The sequence below is a fragment of the Ralstonia sp. TCR112 genome, assembly GCF_007997035.1.
Taxonomy (GTDB): Bacteria; Pseudomonadota; Gammaproteobacteria; order Burkholderiales; family Burkholderiaceae; genus Ralstonia; species Ralstonia edaphi.
Window position 1 is genome coordinate 97717 of sequence record NZ_VOSS01000028.1, and the last position, 17213, is coordinate 114929.

A 17213-nucleotide genomic window follows, 5' to 3' on the forward strand; every position below is an offset into this window, starting at 1 on the left:
ATCATTCTTACGAGTGCAACCATGCATCTGACTCGAATTGCGAGCCGGAAGGGTCGCGTGCTGGCCGCGTGCCGGTACTTGATGGCTGCGGCGTCGCGGTGCTGTCGCTGGCCGGAAGCGCCGCTGCGGCGATGATCCCGTGGCAGTCGCAGAAATTTGAATACGTGGCCGACCGCAAAGACGTGAAGGATGTCTTGCGAGACCTCGGCGCCAGCCAGCACGTCATGACGTGGATCTCGCCCCAGGTCGAGGGCAGCGTGACGGGCAACTTCAATGAAACGCCGCAGCGGTTTCTCGATCGCATGGCCGCCACGTTCGGCTTTGCGTGGTATTACGACGGCGCCGTGCTGCGCGTAACGGGCGCCAACGAGGCGCAGAGCGCGACCATTGCGCTGCAGCGCGCATCCACCGCGCAGGTCAAGCGCGCACTGACACGCCTGGGCGTGACCGACCCGCGCTTTCCCGTGCTGTACGACGATGAAACCGGCAGCGTGGTCGTATCGGGGCCGCCGCGCCTGGTCGAGCTTGTGCAGGACATAGCGCGTTTGATCGACCGCGGCCGCGAAGATGCCAACCGCACCGTCGTGCGTACCTTCCCGCTGCGCTACGCGTGGGCCACCGACCACACCATGATCGTGGACGGCCAGGCCATCAACATTCGCGGTGTCGCGTCCATCCTGAACAGCATGTACGGCAACAACGCGCCGAGCACGGAGAGCACGCCGCAACGAAGCGGTGACCGTCGCGTCGACAGCGTCGCCCCCGGCGAGGCCAACGCAGGGCGCGGCGGCACGCGTGCGCTTTCGGGTCTGGGCAGTAATGACCGCGGTGGCGGCAAGGCGCCCCTGCCGCCGGGCGGTGTCGGCCAATACGCCGGCGGCGGTTCAGCGGCACCGTTGCCCAGCGGCGAGAGCCGCAGCCGTGCGGATGCATTCCAGGAAGACGGCGGCAGCGCCCCGATCATCCATGCGGACCCGCGCAGCAACTCGGTGCTCGTACGCGACCGCGCAGACCGCATGGCGGCCCACCAATCGTTGATTGAATCGCTCGATACGCGCCCGGCCGTGCTGGAGATCAGCGCCAGCATCATCGAGATCAGTGAGAGCGCACTGGAAGACCTCGGTGTTGATTGGCGCCTGCACAACAGCCATGTCGATATGCAAACCGGTTATGGCACGAACACGCAGTTGTCCAATCCGGGCGCGCTGGATGCGGTCGCCACCACGGCCAATGCCGCTGCTGCCATTGCCGCCACGCCCACGGGCGGTGTGTTGACCGCCGTGATCGGTGGAGCATCGCGTTACCTGATGGCGCGTATCAGCGCGCTGCAGCAGACCAACCAGGCGCACATCACTGCGAGCCCGAAGGTGGCCACGCTGGACAACACCGAGGCCATCATGGACAGCAAACAGAATTTCTACGTGCCAGTGGCAGGGTATCAGTCGGCGGATCTGTACAGCATTTCGGCGGGCGTGTCGCTGCGCGTGTTGCCGATGGTCGTGATGGATGGCGGCACTTCGCGCATTCGCATGAACATCCACATTGAAGATGGCCAGATCACCAATCAGATGGTGGGCAACCTGCCGGTGGTCAACAAGAGCGAGATCAACACGCAGGCGCTCATCAACGAAGGCGAAAGCCTGCTGATTGCCGGTTACTCGGTCGACCAGCAAACCAAGGGCGTGGATGCCGTGCCGGGGCTTTCGAAGATCCCGTTGCTGGGCGCACTGTTCCGGCATGACCAGACCACGGGCCAGCGGTTCCAGCGGCTGTTCCTGCTGACCCCGCGTGTGGTGGCGCTGTAGGGCCCCTTGCCAATGCAGCAGAAAAAAAGCCTCCCGATGGGAGGCTTTTTGTTTGTGCTCGTCGGCAACGCGGTCAACGGCGGCGCGACGGCCCGGCGTCGCCCTGTTGCGCAAGCGTATCCCAGTGGTGCTGGGCGATGGGGAGCAACGCCAGTGCAAGACCTTCGCGGCGTTCGTCGGCCGTGCCGTGCTGATCCTGCCTTGCCAGCCGGTGAAGAGCCTGCGCATTCGGGTCGTGCGCAATCCGCGTGGCCAATTGCGGCAGAAGACGCCTGAGCGTACTTGTTCCCTTGGCGCCCTCTGCCACCTTGCTGAGGTCCAACACGAACTTTCGGCCGGCCTCTGATGCCAGCAGCGGTTTCAGTTCTGTCTGCAGCGGCGGTACAAGCGCCGCGAGTGTTGCCTCGGCCTGTGTGGCGGTCCACAACTGCTGAACGATCGGCGTGAGCTGTGCCGCTACCTGTTGCGCGGTGTGGGTTGTCGGATGTCGCCGTGCCTGCTCGCGCAGGTTCCTGATCTGCGGGTGGCGGGCAATCTCTTGCGTAAACGCCGGCAGCATGTGTTGCAGCCTGCTGGAGCCTCGCACGCCAAATGCGCCTTCGCCAATGGCGATCACCAGTTGACGCCCCGAGCTAGAGGCGACCAGATCGGCCAGTTCGTGCTGCAAGGGGCGCGGCAACGCACGCGCCGCGGTCACCAAACGTGCGGACATCTCGCGATCGGGCTCCACGTTGAATGCGTTGGCCAATGCATGCCGCATGGCGACAGACGCATCGGTCTGCAGGCCTGCCGGATTACGCAGGACCTGATTCCTCACTTCGGGCAGCTTGTCATGAGCCTTCTTCAGACGAAAGGCAACCGAAACCAACTGGCCGTCGTTCATGTCGTTTGCCGACCCGAAGACGGCGTTTTCCATCTCTTCGTTCTTGCGCTCGATGTCGGCTTGCAGCAGTTGAAGTCGAGGTGCGTTCTTCATCGCCCATTCTTCACGTACCTTGCCGATTTCGGTGTGCAGATGTTCCGGGAAGTGCACCTTGCGGCCGGGCATCGGGGTGATGAGCGATTTCGGCAGACCTTGCATGGTAAGACCCGTGCAGCCACGCAGATCGAGGGTCTTGAGGTGGCGCAGGTTTCCAACGGACGCCGGGACGGCGCGGAGTTGTGGACAGTACGAGAGGTCGAGCGTTTTCAGCTGACGCAGCTGCCCAATGGAATCAGGCACCGAAGTCAGGCCTACGTTGTGGCGGAGGTCCAGTTCGGTGAGTTTCGACAGATTGCCGATGCTGGCCGGCACCTCGCGCAGATAGGTATGCGCCAGAGACAATGTTTTCAGCTTTCTTGCGTTGCCGATGTCGCGCGGCAACGAGGTGAGTGGTGAATGCTGGATGGCAAGGTGTTCCAGGTTCGCGAGGCCGTGCATGGCCGGCAACGCGCGCACGCCGCTTCCCACGATCTCGAGATGCTTCAGGCTCGCCAATTGCCCCAGCGTATCGGGCACCGTGTGCAGGCGTGGGTTGTTCTGCAGCTTGAGTGTCTCGAGCATGCCGAGGTTGCTCAAGTCGTGCGGCAGTTCGCGCAGGTCGCAGTCCGACACGTGAAGGGCCTTGAGGTGCGCGATTTCGGAAACGAGGTCAGGCAGATGAAGCACAGGCGTCGCCTTCAGCTCGATCCTGTCTGCTGGCTCTCGACGCCCTCGCGCCACGTCTTCGATGTGGGTCAGCGCAATGTCGAGCTGCCGTGCCGGATTGAAAGGAGCAGACGGGTTTGTCGGGCGGTAGTCGCCAATCCGGGCATGCATCTGCGCGTGCCACTCCTCCAGCGCCTGGCGGACGCCGGAACCGGCAATGCGCGCATTCACGGCGGCAGCACCATGCAGCAGGTTTTCGGGCGCCGGAGCGCGTACGTGGAGTGGGCTGTTTGGCGCCGTGCGCGAAGCCCCGGGTGGGGTGCCGGCAGCGATGTTGGGGCGCGCGGCGGAAGACCGATCCGCATTGGCAGACGAGCGGCGCAGCCCGAACAATCCGGCAATTCCGCCTCGCCGAGGCTGCCGTGCCGGCTCCTGTCGCGGTGGCGTGGCATAGGCAGGGACGGCGCCATGCGCTGGCGTGGAATCGGCGGCCGGAGTGTGCGAAGTGCGGCGGAACGGATTGATCGAAGGCATTGAAATTCCAGTCGAAGGTTGCACGACGGTGGCGTCGCACCGATGGCGGAAAGCTTCGACCCCACGCGAACCTCGCGTGGGGCCGAAGTGGAACAAACGCAAACAGCGGCTTATGCAGCCTTCTTATGCGTCGACGCGCTGGCGTGGCTGTTCGGGCCAGCGCTGGCGCTCGCTTGGCTCGAGCCGGAGGACTGCGGTGCCGCGGCCGGTGCGTTCGACGTAACGTCGTCGCCATCGTCATCATCGTCGTCGTTGGTGTTCGACTTGATGCCGTTCAGCATGCTCTGATGCGCGGACTGCTGTTGCAGCAGTTGCAGCTCAAGGGCCGCGTCCTGGCCGGTGGGGTCGGTGTTGCTGCCGTTGCCCGTCTTGCCCGTGCCGCTTCCGTTGCCGTTGCCGTTGCTTGAGTCGACTTCGGCCTCGTGCTTCTTCTTGCCTTTGCGGCTCGCATCTTCGTGGCCGCCAGCCTCGGGCTGATGTTGCGTACCAGTGTGGTGCGGTTCAGCTGCCGTGGCGTGACGGGTCTTGCGGGAGGCATGGAAATCGCCTGCCACGCCAGCGCCCGCAGCCGCAGCGCCGAGCAGCATGCCGCCGGTGCCATTGCCGCTGCCTTGGCCGCTCACCTTGTTGAACAGGTTCTGTGCCTGCACGCCAGCCTCTGCCTTGGCGCCTTCCTTGGCGGCGAACTTGATCGCATCCTTCAGGCCGCTGCGGCCGCCCGTGAGCGCGCCTTCCACCACGGAGTCGACCACCGTGCCGCCCAGGTGCGTCTTCTGCAGCGTTGCTACAGCGGCGCTGGCCGCGAGGCCTTCGGGCGTCAGGTCCGAGGCCAACTGTGCGGCGTTACCCGCGGCTGAGCCGATATCGCCGAGCGCTTCGCCGAAGCGACCATGCGCAGCCGCTTTGGCCGCAGCAATGCTGCTGTCCGCAAAGCCGTTGACGCTGTCGCCGATGCTCTTGACCGTGCGGTCGGCAATATCGTTGACGAAGCCCCGTGCCTTGTCGACCTTGCTCAGCGCCTTGTCCAGGCCCTTGCTCAGGTGGGCATTTTCCAGCGATTTTTCTGCCACGTCGAAGGCAGCGGTATTCAGATCCCGCATGCCCTTGAAGGTGGCTTCGCCAACGCCTACGGCATCGTGCAGCGCCTTTTGAATGCGCAGGTGGACCAGATCGTTGGTCATGGCTGCCGTCTGCTTGGCAACGGCTTCCACGTCGTGGACGAGGTTCTTGCCGACGCTTTCGGCGGCGTGGGCGATGCCCTTGCCGACCTTGGCGATGTCATCGCCAAGGTGCTGAAAGGCGTGCTTGATTTTGCTGAAGATACTCATGGCGAGTCTCCTTGCTTGGGATAGCAAAAGTGACGGCCGTTGCCGGCCGTCGGGTTGAGTGGGCTGGCGTCAGGCGCCTTGCACCTGGGCGTGCTGCTGTTGCGTGCCGCCGGCCTTTTGTGCCTGCAGTTGCTCCAGCACCTTGATCATGTCTTTGAGCAGCGTTTCGAGCTGGGCCATGGGGCTGTTGGCGCCGTTGCCGGTGCCGTCTGCGCCGTTCGCGCCATCGGCCGTGGAGGCGTTCGGCGTGCCGGATGCACCGGACGCGCCGTTTGCGCCACCGGCTGCCGTGCCGCCCGCTGCGCCACCCGCACCTTGCGCACCACCGGCCGCGCCTGCGTTGCCTGCGCCACCGGCACCAGCGCTGCCGCCTTGCGGCTGATCGCCGCCAAGCGCCTGCTGCTGTTGTTGCGTCAGCATCTTCACCAGGTCGTCCAACACTTTCAGCAGTTGTTCGATCATGGAGTCGTTGCTCTTCTGACCGCTGCCCTCGGCGCCGTTGGCGTTGTCCGCGCCCGTTGCGCCACCGGCATCGCCTGTGGCATCAGCACCGTTTGCGCCGCTGGTGTCGCTCGAGCTGTCGGCGCCATCTGCGCCACCGGCGTCGCCTGTGCCGTCGGCACCGTTTGCACCGCTGGCGTCGCTGGAGTTGTCGGTGCCGTCTGCGCCACCGGCACCACCTGCGCCGGCTCCACCGTCAGCACCGCCTGCGCCAGCACCGCCATCAGCACCGCCTGCGCCGCCCGCACCACCGAACGCGTTCGTCATCATCTGCTGCTGCATCAGCTGCAGCGCGTCGTCGAGCATCTGGAGCATGTCGTCCATGCTGAGGCCCTTGCCGCCGTTGGCACCACCCGCGCCATCGACGCCCTTGGCGCCTTCGCCCGTGTCGAACTTGTGCTGCATCTGCTCACTGATCTTCATGAACTTCAGCAGGTCTTCCAGCAGCTTCATGAGCGCCTGCATCGGGTCTTGGCTGCTGGAGTCGTCGCCGTTGTCGTCGCCAACCTGCTGGCCCTTGTTGGCACCCTGCGCGCCTTGCGAACCCTGGCTACCTTGTGCACCTTGCGCGCCCTGGTTGGCGGACGGGCCCTGCGCGGCACCCGCGCCCTGGGCGCCACCGCCGGCTGCGCCACCCGAGCCACCGCCCGCACCTGCATTGGCGCCGCCTTGTGCGGTGGCGTTGCGCAGCATCGCTTCCAGCACCTTCAGGATGTCTTGCACGAGATGCTGCAGCGGGCTTTCGGCCTGGTTCTGTTTGCCGGGTTGATCCAGCTGGAGCTGGGTCGAGATATTCAGTGAAGCGTTGTCTTGGACCTTCATATTCATGTGTCACCTCAGTGGGCAGGCGTGATGCATGGCACCGTCCAGGCCGCTGACTGGGCGCATGCCGATACAGAGAGGAGAGAAACGCCGCGCGGCCGACGTCTGCAGAGAAACGCCAGCACGGCAATCGCTTCCGATTCCAGTTCGGGTCGCGGGGCCGACATGGCCCTGCGCGTTCTGCCCGTGCCGGGCCGCGCAGCCCAGGGCAGCCGCGTGCCGGCACGCCGATCGCAAAGCGAAAGGGCATGTCGGGCGACTTTGGTGGAACGTTAGGGAATGTCGGCCATCAGGCCATGCAGCCAGGCCGAAGCGCTGATCACCGAGACGAAATCTCAGGCCAGATCGGACGTGCGCGGCGGCAAACTCACGTGCGTGCCGCTGTGTCAGCGCGCGGCATGTGAATCGCAGGTGGGCTTCAGAAGTGGTGCGTCACGCGCAGCGCCAGCGTGCGGCCCGGCAGGATGGGGATGTAGCTGCTGCTGAGCGTGTTGCCGTACGTGCGCACGTTGAAGAGGTTGCGCGCGAAGAGGTCGATGCGCCAGCGCTTTTGGTGCCAGAAGAGGCTGCTGTCGACACGCACCGAGCCGGGCACCCGGAACGACGCATCGCCGTGGGCGTCGGCACGGCCCTGCGCGCTGATGCCGAGCCCCATGCCCATGCCTGCGAGCACACCGCTCTGCAGCGTGTACGTGGTCCACAGCGCGGCGTTTCGAGCCGGCACGCCGGGTACGTAGCCGCCCGGCAGCCTCGCTGACATGCGAGCCACCGATAACCATAACGATGCCTCCCAGCCGCGCGCCACCGTGCCTTGCATCGACAGTTCCACGCCCTGGCTGGTTTGCTCGGCGAGTTGCGTGTAGTAGCCCGGGTGCGACACGTCGGCCAGGCTGACGTTCTTCGCATCGATCCGGTAGAGCGCCGCCTGTGCCGTCAGCGTGCGGTGTGCGTTTTCCCATCGCAGCCCGGTTTCGACCTGGCGGCTGCGCTCCGGTTGTGTGCCCGTGCCGTCATAGAAGTAGCCCGTGTTGATCTGGAAGCCGCGCATGTAGTCGGCAAACCATGCCGTGCTGGGCGTGAGCTTGTAGAGCAGGCCCACGGCAGGCGTCCAGGCAACGCCGCGCAATTGCGTATGGGGCAGCAGGGCGACGTAGTTGTTCGCGCGAATGGAGGCCGACACCTCCCACCTGTCGCCAATGGCGACGTGGTCGCGCAGCCGGAAGATCGACTGCCTCAAGGTTTGCGACAGCCGGTTGCCCGGAATGAACGTGGCCGCCGGCAGCGGTACGGGCGCGAACGGGTCTTGCGTGGCCTGTGCGATGAAGCCCGGTTTGATCAGGTTCTGCCGCTCCTGGATCTCTTCCCAGCCGAGGGTGAATGTGTGGCGCAGTGCGTTGTGCGACACGGTACCTGTCAACTCGTTCGACATGGCCCACAGGTGGCTTTCGGTATGACGCAGCCCGCAGATCGTGTTGTTGGGCATTGCGTTATATGACGAGGCCGATCCGAGATCCCACTGGGCCGATTCTTCTCTCACGGATTCATAGCTCGCCCGCGAATGGAGAGCCCAGTCATCGTTCAGGTTGCGCGAGGCCGTGTAGTAGACGCGCGTGCCGCTGCCTTCAACGCGGTCGTCTACGTTGCCGAACGGACGCTGCACGGGTACACGCGCAGGTGCACCGTCCAGCGCAAAGGTGGCAGGTGGCACAGGCTGCCGGCTGGTGAGGGATTCGATGCCCGCGGTGATGCTCGTTGTGCTGTCGTTCCAGCCCAGTGCGGCGTGGCCGTAGCTGACGCGGTGGCCCGCGTATCCGCCGTCGCTGTCGGTCGTCGTGTCGTTGACCCCAACGAGGCGGTACGACAACCCGTTGGCCCCGATGGCACCGGCCAGGTCGGCGACCACCTTGCGGCCGCCATGCGAGGCGACCTCCATGGCGACGCTGCGCTGTGCGGCAGCGGTCGGTGCCTTCAGGCTGGCATTGATGGCACCACCGGCCATGGTGACGCTTGCGACGTCTGCGTTCGGCCCCTTGATGACGTCGATCTCTTCCAGTGCGTCCACGGGCCGCAGCGAGGCGAGCTTGTCGGGCAAGCCATCCACGGAGATGGCGTTGGTCATGTAGCCACGGATGGCATAGAGGGGCGGTGCGGTCGGGTCAGCCAATACCGAAGCCACGCCGGCCTGTGCCAGTGCGGCATTCAACGAGGTCGGCTGTTGGCTGGCCAACAGGCCGCGCGTGACCGTATTGATGGCGTGCGGCATGCTGGTCATTGGCATTTCAACGCGCGTGATGGCGCTGCTGGAAAGCGCCGCGAATCCCGTGTCGCCTGCGCCATGGACTTCCGATGGCGGCAGCGCGCCGATGTCGCGCGGCTGCGGGTCGGGGGCGCCGGCGGTGCCGGCCGCCACGACGGTCATCGTGCCGTCAGGCAGCACGGACAGCGCGAGCCCGCTGTTCTGCAGTGCCAGCCGGGCGGCGTCGGCGGCCGTCATCGTGCCGTCGATCGGACCTGCCCAGCGCTCCTGCACGAGGCTGGATGCGAACGACAGCGGTTGGCCGCTCAACCGCGTGATTTCCATCAGGACATGCTCCAGCGTTGACCGCTCGATACGCAAGCGCTGAGGCTCGTCAGCCGCCACGGCATGCGCCTGCGATACGGAAAGTCCGATCAGCAGGGCAGCCAGGCCAGGGAGCCGGAATGAGGTAAATCGCAAGGACGTCATGAGGGACAGCGCTGTCACCGTGCGGCGAAGGTCCGGAAAAGACGGAGAACGCAGGACGTTCGCGCGCCCTGTGCGCCTGAAACTTCCGAGGCGCTCTGCCCGCGTCGCAGAAACGAGCGGATCTGCCTGCTAGGCGCACCCCCGGTCCAGACTCGCGCGATGGTCCAGTCCACACATGCCGAACCGGTGCCTGCATTTCGCCGGCGCGATCGCCGGGATCCGCTTCTTGTTCATACCCCCACCCGTATTTTTATTGTCGTGAAACGGGCGCCAATAACGCAGGATCCATGCCACGTTTCCCCTCCGAAGAGGGGGGTGGATTTTTCCCGAGCTGCCTGATGCCGTTTCTCGGCGCACCGCAACGCAGATCTTCGATCCGCTGAGCGCTTCCTTTGGCGAACATCACTGGATGATGGGAGGGGGCGTCGTTTCGCGCCGCAACGGTTCCTTTCGCGCTGTGACGCCGCCGTGCGCCGGGCTGCGGCTATGGTTGTGGCCGTCCGTGACTCGTCCTGCTGCCGTGGTGCTTATGCTTTCATCAACGTCTTGCCTTGCCGATGCGCTGGTCGACCGTATTCGTTCGTCGCTTCGACAGGCCGCTGAAACGCGTGGACTTGCTGCGCGACACGCGCGCTTTTACGAAGCGGCCCAGGCGCTGCGCTCCGAGATTCTGGAATTGGTGTCCGAAGAACCGGACGATCCCGCCTTGCTGACGTGCGCTCACGTCTTTCGGGAAGAGACGCAGGCTTTCAAGCAGGCGCATGCCATTGCGCGACTCGCGTACTCACCCGAGGTCGATCAGCGCTATCCGTTTCGCGACGACATCGAGCAGCCCATTCTCATCACCGCGCTGGAGCCGACGGGGCGAGTCGGAGGCCGCTTCGAGCGTTACCTGGCTGACGCGGTATGGCCATACCTGCAAGTCGATGTGACGCCCAGTTTGCGGGGCGGGTTGTATCACCGCACGCTTGTGTGCCGACGGTTACAGCGTGCTGACCTGCGCGACCCGCGCGAGGAAGCGCTCATTGGCGAGCGCGGTGTATTTGCGGTGCGGGACATCGCCGTTGGCGAATGCCTCGGCGTCTATGGCGGCCGGCTCATGACCCCTGCCACCTACTACACGTGCCTCGATGATTCGTTCGTGCTGAGCACGAGCGCCGGCGGCATCGATTCGTGGGTCGACGGTGAAAACATCCTGGCGATGGCCAACACCAGCTTTGCTTATGAACGTGGCCAGGCGGACCGGCAGGCGGAGTCCGGCTACAACATGGAGGCCGCGGTGTTCGAGGCGACCTCACGTTGCGGACGACGTTTTGCCATCCGCGCCTTCTTCGCAACGGAGCGCGTGGCCGCCGGTGCCGAGTTGCGCTGGAACTATCGCTATCCGCCGGAGCTGATTCGCCAGCGGTTTGGCGGTCAGGTTGCTGTCTAGAGGCTGCACCAGCAGACGATGCGGCAGGTGCGCGTGACGAAATTTTCGTGGAAGGCGGCCAGGCCTGCGACGCGAATGCAGATGCGTGTGACCGCATGATGGCGGCCTCGATTTCCATCCGCATACGAGAATTAAAATAATTTCATATCGGAAGTTTTTGCGCCGCCAAGATTCAAAAAAGCTCAAATTTGGTGCGCGTTCGTTCTCTTCGTTTTGATGCGATGTGCCGCCACGCCAGTGCTGGCGCCACGCACCTCGCGATCGGCGATCTGTGCACCGAGTCGAGTGCACAGGTTTGAAGCGCGTTGCTGCGTTGGCATCGCATTCAAGAATCCTTGTGCCGTGCCGTCATTTCCGATCGAAGCAGCCTGGGCAATCTTGTAGCGCGACGGTTTTGAAGATCGGCCAACGACAGCCGCACATGTCTCCAAGATGCTCCTGCTTCGACGCATGTACCTGCGTGCATCGCCAGATCATCCCGGCGATGGGGCTGACCAGGTCATGACGTCTCTCTCTCTCTGACGCCGCTGAAACAGGAATGAAGCAAATGAGAATCTCGGATATGAAGATCGGAGTGCGCCTTGGTGCAGCGTTCGCGCTTGTCGTGGCGCTGCTGATCGGGACCGCCGCGGTCGGCATCCAACGGCTGGACGACAACAATACGAAGATGGGCCGGATCGTCAGCGAGCGCTATTCGCTGATCGCACTGAGCAACCAGATCAAGAACAACGGCTACAAGGCCAACGGCATTCTCAGCAATCTGCTGCTGGCCACGTCGGCCGATCAGAAAGCGAAGTACATGAGCGACTACGCGGCCATCCGCCAGGCCAATGGGCAGGCGTATGGGCGGCTGGAGAAGATGCTCACGACCGATGCGGGCAAGGCGCTCTTCAAGGAACAGTTCGACGCGCGTTCCGCTTACGGTGCGAGCGTGCGCAAGTTCTTTGAGCTGATCGATGCCAACAAGCCCGAAGACGCTCGCGTGCTGTACCAGGGTGACATGAGCCGCCTGCAAGACCAGTACTACGTGCTGGTCGACAAGATGGTGGACCGCCAGGCGAGCGAGATGGAGCACGACGTGGGCGAAGCCGCCGCGCAAGGCGCCAACGCGAAGATCCAGATGATCGTGCTGGCGGTGCTGGCAACCCTGCTTGCCATTGCCACGGGCGCTTTCATCACCCGCACGATCACCGGCCCGATCAACCGTGCGCTGCATCTGGCTGAAGCCGTGGCGCAGGGCGATCTGACGCACCGTCTTGAGCTTGGCGCGCAAGATGAGATCGGCCGCCTGCTGGCCGCGCTCAAGCGCATGACCGAGAACCTGCACGGCATCGTCGGCCGGGTGCGCGGCGGAACGGACACCATCGCGCGTGCATCGCGCGAGGTGGCCAGCGGCAACATCGATCTGTCCAGCCGGACCGAACAGCAGGCCAGCTCGCTGGAAGAAACGGCGGCGGCCATGGAACAGCTCACCTCCACCGTCAAGCAGAACGCCGACAACGCGCAGGAAGCCAGCCGCCTGGCATCCAATGCATCGCTGGTGGCCACCAAGGGCGGCGATGCCGTTGGCGAGGCGATCGAAACGATGAGCACCATCAATGCGTCGTCACGCAAGATCGTCGACATCATCGGCGTGATCGACAGCATCGCGTTCCAGACCAACATCCTGGCACTGAACGCCGCAGTGGAAGCTGCGCGCGCCGGTGAGCAGGGCCGTGGCTTTGCCGTGGTGGCGGGCGAGGTGCGCAACCTTGCGCAGCGCAGTGCCGCAGCGGCCAAGGAGATCAAGGCGCTGATCGAAGATTCCGTCAACCACGTCGGCACCGGCACCGCCAAGGTGGAAGAGGCCGGCCAGATCATCCGCGACGTGGTGGCCGGTATCCAGAACGTGACGAACATCGTTGCCGAGATCAGCGCTTCAAGCCGCGAGCAGAGCGAAGGCATCGAGCAGATCAACGAGGCCATCACGCAGATGGACAAGGTCACGCAGGAAAACGCCTCGCTGGTCGAGGAAGGCGCGACCTCGGCACAGGCGCTGCAGGACCAGGCCGATCAGCTGGCCGACATGGTCAGCGCGTTCAAGCTGCATGGCGACATGTCGGGTCATGCGCATGGCGCACAGAGCGGGACGGCCACGCTGGCGCAAGCTGGCTGGGCGCGCGCTTAGACACGTTTGTCATTCGCAGTTGTTGTCGCAGTGATGTTGCAGTCAGCAGTCCAACGGAGGAGGCACGGGTCGTCGCCAGGCGGCTCGTTACAGAAGGAATCGACGTAGCGCTTTGCTTTGGCGTTTCGAACGGTCCCGCCATTTGCCGAACAGGTGTCTGCTGCGCAACCGCTGTGCTGGTTGGAGGATTGCGCGCGCGGGTGCGCCGGCGTGCCGATGGCGGGACCCACCCACGGTGTCTCTTATCTCCTGAACAACCATGTCCTCGCACGCTCCTCAAATGGCCGACCCGGGTCCGGCCGCAGGGTTTGACCTGTCCAATACGCCGGTCGGCCCTGCCACGGCGCTCCCACTCACCCCTGTCACGCAGTTGATCGACGCCTATCGCGAGCACGGGCATCGGCGCGCGCGGCTGGACCCGCTCGCACGCGTGCCCCTGCCCGACGTGCCCGAGCTTCGCCTGCGGTTTCACGGCCTCGACCCGGCGCAGAAGCGCGATCCCGCCAGCGCGGTTCTGCCCACCGCGACGACGATGCAGGAACTCGAATGGCAGCTCAGGCGCGTGTACTGCGGTGCCATCGGCCTCGATTGCAGCAGCGTGCGCAAACGCCAGCGCCGCGCATGGCTCCACGCGCGCATGGAAGCGGAACTGCTGGCACCGCCGCTCGCACCTGACCAGAAGCGCTGGCTGCTGCGCCGGCTGGTGGCGGCGGAGATGTGGGAGCGTCTTGTTGGCGGCACGTTCGCGCATGCCAAGCGGTTCTCCCTGGAGGGCTGCGAGAGCCTGGTGCCGCTGCTCGATACGCTGGTGGAGGAAGGTGCCGGCCATGGCGTGCGGCAGGTGTTTCTCGGCATGCCGCATCGTGGGCGCCTGAATACGCTCGTCAACGTGATGGGGTTTGGGGCGCGCGGCATGCTCGATCGGCTCGATCCGGATTCGGACATTGCATTCACCCAGCGGGATCTGCCGTATCACCTTGGTGGACGGGCGCGTCGGATGGTGGGCGGCGACGAGGTGGCGCTGGTGCTGGCGCCCAACCCATCGCATCTGCAGAGCGTGTACCCCGTCGTATGCGGCATGGCGCGCGCGCATGTGGACGAGCACCCCGGCACACCGTGCCTGCCGGTGATGGTGCATGGCGACGCGGCGTTCGCCGGGCAAGGCGTTGTCATGGAGACACTGAACCTGACCCGCCGCAGCGGCTACACGGCAGGCGGCGTCGTGCACGTGATCGTCAACAACCAGATCGGCTTCACGACACCCAACGTGATGGACGTGCGTGCGCACGACTACTGCACCGACGTGACGCGCATGGTCGACGCGCCGGTGCTGCACGTCAACGCTGACGACCCCGAAGCCGTCATGCGTGCCGCTCGGATTGCCATTGCGTACCGCATGGAGCATGGCGCCGACATCGTCATCGATCTGATCGGCTATCGCCGCCTTGGGCATTCGGAGCACGACACGCCCGCCGTGACACAGCCCGCGCTGCACGCGGCCATTGCCGCGCATCCGACCGTCACGGAGCTGTATCACGCGGCCAGCGCGGAACCAGCCCGGTTGGCCGATCTGCGTGACGCGGCCGTGCGCGATTTGCACGCAGGCCCTGGCGCTGTGCTGGGTGAAGCCGACGTTTCGCTGCCGCACGGTGCGGCGCGCCGCCAGTTGCAGCCGTTGTCATTGCACCGCGTGCAGGCATTGACGCAGACGCTCACCACACCGCCCGACGGCGTGCTCCTGCACGATGTCGTGCGCGGACTGTGCGAGCGCTGGCGCACGGCGGTCTCGAGCGACGCGCATACGGTCGACTGGTGCCTGGCAGAAAACCTCGCCCACGCCACGCTGCTGGAAGACGGGCACAGCATCCGGCTGTCCGGTATGGATGTTGGGCGCGGCACGTTCATGCATCGGCACGCGGTGTGGCATTCGCAGTCGAGCTTGTCTGACGAAGGCGACCGCTATGTTCCGCTGCAGCACGTGGCGCCGTGCCAGGGCACGTTCGACATCGTCAACTCGCCGTTGTCGGAAGAAGCGGCGTTGGGCTTCGAATACGGCTACAGCGTGCAGACCCGCACGCGGCTCACGTTGTGGGAGGCGCAGTTCGGCGACTTCGTCAACGGCGCACAGGTGTTCGTCGACCAGTACATCGCTTCGGGCGAATACAAGTGGGGTTGCCAGTCTGCGTTGGCAATGTTGCTGCCGCACGGCCACGAAGGTGTCGGGCCGGAGCATTCCAACGGATTCCTGGGGCGCTTCCTGCAGCTTTGCGCGGATGACAACATGCGCGTGGTCATGCCGTCGACGTCGGGCCAGTGGTTTCACCTGCTGCGCGAGCAAGCCGCGCTGGCTGCGCCCAAGCCGCTGATCGTCATGTCTCCGAAGACGCAGCTCCATGGCAACGGGCGTTCGCATTCGCGTGTGCAGGACCTGATCGACGGGTGCTTCATGCCGGTGCTGGCGGACGCCTCGGTGGTTGACCCGGAAACCGTCAAGCGGGTGGTGCTGTGCAGCGGTAAGTTCTTCTACGAACTGCAGGCGCAGCGCGAGGCGCGTACGGATGTGGCGCTCGTCCGTGTGGAGCAGCTCTACCCGTTTCCGCAGGAGGCGCTCGCGGCCGCGTTGTCGGCATTCCCGAACCTGAAGGACGTTGTTTGGGCGCAGGAGGAGGACGCCAACCAAGGCGCATGGCGCTTCGTGCGCGAGGCGCTTGAGACGTGTGTTCCGCAGCGGAGTCGACTGGCCAGTGTGTGCCGCAGCGCGACGCCGTCGGGCGCGCATGCGTCGGTGCGGGCGCACCAGGCGGAGCAGCGTCGCCTGGTGGCTGCTGCGTTTGGCGCGTTGGGTTAGCCGGAAGCTGATGCGGGAAGCTCGACCGCGACCGCCGTTTGAGACATCGGTGGTCGCGGTATGGGCTTGTCGTGGGAACGCCGGGCCGCGATTACGGCTCGTGGCGCAGATACCCTTCCTTGCTCGGATCGGGCATGAAGTACGTCACGATGAAGGACGCCGCGCACAGCGCCGTCACGTACCAATAGAACGTCGATTCACTGCCGGCCTGCTTGAACCACAGCGCCACATATTCCGCCGAGCCGCCGAACACCGCATTCGCAATCGCGTACGACAGGCCAACGCCCATCGCGCGCACTTCGGGCGGAAACATCTCGGCCTTGATCAGCCCGCTGATCGACGTATAGAAACTGACGATGGCCAGCGCCAGCGTGATGAGGCCGAAGGCCGCCAGCGGCGTTGACACCGTGGCCAGGGCCTTCATGAGCGGCACGGTGCCCAGCACTGAGAAGGCGCCAAACAGCAGCATTGAATTGCGACGGCCGATGCGGTCGGACAGCGCACCAAACACCGGCTGCAACACCATGTAGACGAACAGCGCGGCCGTCATCACGTTCGAGGCGGTCTTGGTGTCCATGTGCGCCGTGTTGACGAGGTACTTCTGCATGTACGTCGTGAACGTGTAGAAGATCAGCGAACCGCCGGCGGTAAAACCAAGCACGCGCAGGAACGCGCCCTTGTGCTGCCACGCCCCGCGGATCGTCCCCGCGTGCTCGGCCTTGCGCGCCGAGGCGCTCTGCGTTTCGTGCAGCGACTTGCGCAGGTACAGGGCGATCAGCGCGGTGAGGGCGCCCACCACGAACGGGATGCGCCAGCCCCAGGCTTTCAGCTCGGCCGTCGTCAGCAGTTGCTGCAGGATCACAAGCACGAGCACCGCGCACAGCTGGCCGCCGATCAACGTCACGTACTGGAACGAGGCAAAGAAGCCGCGCCGGCCTTGCAGCGCCACCTCGCTCATGTAGGTCGCGCTGGTGCCGTATTCCCCACCCACCGACAGGCCCTGGAACAGCCGCGCCACAAGCAGCAGGAACGGGGCCAGCGCGCCGATCTGCGCGTAGGTCGGCAGTACCGCGATCAGCAGCGAGCCGCCGCACATCATCAGCACCGAGATCATCATCGCCGTGCGCCGGCCGTGCTTGTCGGCGATGCGGCCGAACAGCCAGCCGCCAATCGGCCGCATCAGAAAGCCCGCCGCAAACACGCCCGCCGTGTTCAGCAGTTGCGTCGTGCGGTCGCCGCTGGGGAAAAACGCCGGCGCAAAGTACAGCGAGCTGAACGCGTAGACGTAAAAGTCGAACCATTCGACGAGGTTGCCCGACGACGCGCCGACGATGGCGAAGATACGGCGACGTGTGTCGTGCGGGTCAACCGCATGCGGGGTGGCAGTGCTATCCATGAGGGCGTCTCGGTGTGGTTGTTCTGTG

The 17213-nt window shown here is 64.9% G+C and carries 9 protein-coding genes; 4 read left to right on the top strand and 5 right to left on the bottom strand.

The genetic code is table 11. The annotated features are described in order from the left end of the window. The first annotated feature begins 68 nt into the window (after positions 1-68). On the top strand, positions 69-1805 hold the full coding sequence (gene sctC, locus FUT88_RS10015) for a type III secretion system outer membrane ring subunit SctC (protein WP_261797094.1): 1737 nt from the start codon (positions 69-71) through the stop codon (positions 1803-1805). Between the two features lie 73 nt (positions 1806-1878). On the opposite strand, the gene FUT88_RS10020 is transcribed toward sctC, so the two are convergent. From FUT88_RS10020 to FUT88_RS10040, 4 genes are all read right to left on the bottom strand, one after another. Next, positions 1879-3663, bottom strand: a complete 1785-nt coding sequence (locus FUT88_RS10020) for a leucine-rich repeat domain-containing protein (RefSeq protein ID WP_222614254.1) — start codon at positions 3661-3663, stop codon at positions 1879-1881. 413 nt (positions 3664-4076) lie between these two features. Further along, positions 4077-5294: a hypothetical protein gene (locus tag FUT88_RS10025; RefSeq protein WP_147214843.1), complete on the bottom strand. Its 1218-nt coding sequence runs from the start codon at positions 5292-5294 to the stop codon at positions 4077-4079. A 69-nt stretch (positions 5295-5363) separates the two neighbouring features. Next, a complete protein-coding gene (locus tag FUT88_RS26135) occupies positions 5364-6623 on the bottom strand; it encodes a hypothetical protein (protein ID WP_186829275.1) in 1260 nt (419 codons plus the stop codon). A gap of 412 nt (positions 6624-7035) precedes the next feature. After that, the gene (locus tag FUT88_RS10040; RefSeq protein WP_147214846.1) at positions 7036-9342 is read right to left on the bottom strand and encodes a TonB-dependent siderophore receptor; all 2307 of its coding nucleotides are present in this window, start codon (positions 9340-9342) and stop codon (positions 7036-7038) included. A 457-nt stretch (positions 9343-9799) separates the two neighbouring features. Between FUT88_RS10040 and FUT88_RS10045 the strand changes: the two genes are divergently transcribed. The 3 genes from FUT88_RS10045 (at position 9800) to FUT88_RS10055 (ending at position 15789) form a co-directional block, all read left to right on the top strand. Further along, on the top strand, positions 9800-10774 hold the full coding sequence (locus FUT88_RS10045) for a type III effector protein (protein WP_261797095.1): 975 nt from the start codon (positions 9800-9802) through the stop codon (positions 10772-10774). Positions 10775-11321: 547 nt separating this feature from the next. Next, on the top strand, positions 11322-12941 hold the full coding sequence (locus FUT88_RS10050; RefSeq protein ID WP_147214847.1) for a methyl-accepting chemotaxis protein: 1620 nt from the start codon (positions 11322-11324) through the stop codon (positions 12939-12941). A 259-nt stretch (positions 12942-13200) separates the two neighbouring features. Next, on the top strand, positions 13201-15789 hold the full coding sequence (locus FUT88_RS10055; RefSeq protein WP_410003875.1) for a 2-oxoglutarate dehydrogenase E1 component: 2589 nt from the start codon (positions 13201-13203) through the stop codon (positions 15787-15789). A 91-nt stretch (positions 15790-15880) separates the two neighbouring features. Here FUT88_RS10055 and FUT88_RS10060 read toward each other — a convergent pair whose 3' ends face one another. Next, the gene (locus tag FUT88_RS10060; RefSeq protein WP_147214848.1) at positions 15881-17185 is read right to left on the bottom strand and encodes an MFS family transporter; all 1305 of its coding nucleotides are present in this window, start codon (positions 17183-17185) and stop codon (positions 15881-15883) included. Between the last annotated feature and the right edge of the window lie 28 nt (positions 17186-17213).

Coding starts and splice junctions, on each gene's coding strand:
- FUT88_RS10025 (WP_147214843.1), bottom strand. CDS start 5,294: ATGAGTATCTTCAGCAAAATCAAGCACGCCTTTCAGCACCTTGGCGAT.
- FUT88_RS26135 (WP_186829275.1), bottom strand. CDS start 6,623: ATGAATATGAAGGTCCAAGACAACGCTTCACTGAATATCTCGACCCAG.
- FUT88_RS10040 (WP_147214846.1), bottom strand. CDS start 9,342: ATGACGTCCTTGCGATTTACCTCATTCCGGCTCCCTGGCCTGGCTGCC.
- FUT88_RS10050 (WP_147214847.1), top strand. CDS start 11,322: ATGAGAATCTCGGATATGAAGATCGGAGTGCGCCTTGGTGCAGCGTTC.
- FUT88_RS10055 (WP_410003875.1), top strand. CDS start 13,201: ATGTCCTCGCACGCTCCTCAAATGGCCGACCCGGGTCCGGCCGCAGGG.
- FUT88_RS10060 (WP_147214848.1), bottom strand. CDS start 17,185: ATGGATAGCACTGCCACCCCGCATGCGGTTGACCCGCACGACACACGT.